Source organism: Mucilaginibacter sp., assembly GCF_036383575.1.
In the GTDB taxonomy this organism is placed as follows: Bacteria; Bacteroidota; Bacteroidia; order Sphingobacteriales; family Sphingobacteriaceae; genus Mucilaginibacter.
Genome location: NZ_DASVOB010000206.1, coordinates 1 through 2553, shown reverse-complemented (window position 1 = coordinate 2553; position 2553 = coordinate 1). Strand labels below are relative to the sequence as shown.

Annotated in this window: 2 protein-coding genes; one reads left to right on the top strand and one right to left on the bottom strand. The window is 39.8% G+C overall.

The window, feature by feature from the left end; genetic code table 11:
* Positions 1 to 1145: ammonium transporter (locus tag VF500_RS07500; RefSeq protein WP_330859080.1), on the bottom strand; the 1145-nt coding region annotated here is incomplete at its 3' end.
* A gap of 598 nt (positions 1146 to 1743) precedes the next feature.
* Here VF500_RS07500 and VF500_RS07495 point away from each other — a divergent pair.
* The coding region (locus VF500_RS07495) for a glutamine synthetase III (RefSeq protein ID WP_330859079.1) at positions 1744 to 2553 on the top strand (810 nt) is incomplete at its 3' end.

Genomic DNA, 2553 nt, shown 5'->3' with positions numbered 1-2553 from the left:
GCACCCAGCGGGCTTACCCAGTAACAAGGACAGGTAATTGCAACAAGGCCACCTAAAAATCCCTTTATTGTAAAGGCCAAATCAAATTTGCCTTTTGTTGGACCAAACCATAATGCAGCAAGCATAGCAGCAAAACCACCGGCACAGGCTGCAAGCGTAGTGTTAGCAGCAACACGGCCAATACCCTGCATATCCATTGCTGATAATGTTGAACCAGGGTTAAAACCATACCAACCAAACCAACGTATAAAACCACCTACAGCAGCAACCAATAAGTTGTGACCAGCCGGCAATCCGCCTTTTTCTTTATCATCGTGGGCAAATATGCGGCCTAACCGTGGGCCTAACACCATTGCACCTGCCAGTGAAGCAACACCACCAATAGTGTGTACTACTGTTGAACCTGCAAAGTCACGGAAAGGCTGAGCGCTTATTGACTGGAAGAAACCAGAAGTTCCCATTGTAGCAAGGAAACCATCCGGACCCCAGGCCCAGTGACCAATGATAGGATAGATAAAGCCGGTAATACCGATACTGTAAAGAATATCGCCACGGAAGCTGGTACGGCCGATCATTGCACCTGATACAATAGTTGAGCAGGTATCAGCAAAAGCATATTGGAAAATCCAGTGTGCCAATACCGGGATACCGGTTGAACCGTAAGTTTCAGGAGTATTTTGAAGGAAGAACCAGTTTGTAATGGTTTTGCCGTCGGCACCTAAACCGCCCCAGCCAATAAAGCCATTACCGTTGCCAAACATAAAGGCATAACCTACTGCGTAAAATAGCAAACCACAAAGACAAGTATCAAAAATACATTCCATCAGCACGTTAACAGTTTCGCGCTTACGGGCAAAACCTGCTTCGAGCATAACGAAACCTGCCTGCATACCAAATACCAAAAAGGCAGCAACCAGTGTCCAAACAGTATTAACCGTGTTGATTAATGCTGTTTCATGGGCAGTGTATGTTTCGGCAGCGTTAGCTTTTGTACCAAATACACCTGGCAAAACCATCATTGCGGCAAACACCAGCAATAAGCCAATCATTTTCCCTGTAAAAATGGTTGCTCCCAGCGCCCATTTTTCACGTGTCAGCTGTCGGACTGAACTTAGGAAGTTGTGTTTTGTAGAACCTACTTTCATCGTTTAATTTAGTTTGATTGTTTTTTAAAAATTAATTAGTTTGATTGTTGTATTAAATTTAGTTTGATTGCTATTCTTAGTTACTAAACACCTTTTTTCTCCAAATCCTTCATTCTACCTATAAACTTTTTAATTTTTTTATAAAAAGCATAATAATTGGCGTGTTTTCGTAAATTATTTTCTGAAATTAGGTAGTATTTTTAACAATAACAAATTATTAATGATAAATTAATGGTAAAAAATCAAAAAATTATGAAAATTGCAAAAACAAGGCTCCCATAATGCCATTTTTTAATTATTTAAAAATGATAATTTCAATATAAATTCATTTTTATCATTAAAAAATTTACGAAAACCGATTTTTCACGGTTTAAAATTCAATTTACGTCGATTTAAAATAAAAAACAGAGATAAAAGCATTAAAAAAACAGCATTTTATTCATTTCGAATAAAAATTTCCAAAGAATTAAGATTTTACTTTAAATTCCTTCTGTTTTTTAATCATTAGGTGGTATGTTATATTTCACTTAATTTTGCCCCATATTTTAAAGGATAGTTATAATTTTGAACCCTAACCTTTATTTAAACCTCATAAAATATGTCCAATATTCGTTTTAAAGCCTTACAGGATGTACTTTCAAGAACTATACCTGAAGTAAAACCGCCTTCACCAAAAATTTCCGATTACTTCGGTTCAAATGTTTTTGATAAAAAGAAGATGAAAGAATACCTTTCGTCGGAGGCCTACCAGGGAATAGTAAATTCAATTGAAAAAGGCGAACCAATTCCCCGCGACCTGGCCGAACAGATAGCATCAGCTATGAAAGCCTGGGCTTTGGGCAAAGGTGCCACTCATTATACACACTGGTTTCAGCCGCTTACCGGTACCACTGCCGAAAAGCATGACGCCTTTTTTGAACCGACGGCAGATGGTGGTGCTATAGAACGTTTTTCGGGCGATGCCCTTGCCCAGCAGGAGCCTGATGCCTCAAGCTTTCCGAGCGGCGGCATCCGCAATACTTTTGAAGCCCGCGGCTATACCGCCTGGGACCCTTCTTCGCCGGCCTTTTTAATGGCGCGTACCTTATGTATCCCAACAGTGTTTGTATCATACACCGGCGAGGCACTTGATTATAAAGTACCTTTATTAAAGGCGTTGAACGTGCTTGACAAAGCCGCTGTTGATGTTTGCCACTATTTTGATAAAGGCATTGAAAAAGTAAACGCCTCATTGGGTATTGAGCAGGAATACTTTTTGGTTGATATAGCCTTATTTAATGCACGTCCTGACCTTTATTTAACAGGCCGCACACTGTTTGGTCATATATCGGCTAAAAACCAGCAGCTGGAAGATCATTATTTTGGTTCGATCCCTGAGCGCGTGTATGCTTACATGCAGGATATGGAA